Raw genomic sequence first — 260 nt, forward strand, 5'->3', positions numbered from 1 at the left:
GCATTTCAGGCTGTTCGCTCATTACGTACTGATAGTTCTTCGCCCCCGCAAAAGCCGTCTGCTTCAGCTTCTGCGTAATGCGTTTTTTATCAGCCGCGCTTTTGGCTTTTTCCTGCTGCTCAAACGGATATTCATAGGTCAGCTGAAGAACGGCCTGGCGCACAGCCCACGGCGTTTCAATAAAGGATTTTGATACCGTACCGTCTGCATTTTTCTTCGTTTCTTCACCGATGAAATGGAGGACGATGTTATAGGTGCGC

Annotated in this window: 1 pseudogene; it reads right to left on the reverse strand. The window is 48.8% G+C overall.

The annotated features are described in order from the left end of the window. Positions 1 to 260 (reverse strand): annotated as a pseudogene (locus B4920_RS26810) (conjugal transfer protein TraO); the annotation flags it as partial.

The organism is Zoogloea sp. LCSB751, from assembly GCF_002028455.1.
GTDB lineage: Bacteria > Pseudomonadota > Gammaproteobacteria > Burkholderiales > Rhodocyclaceae > Zoogloea.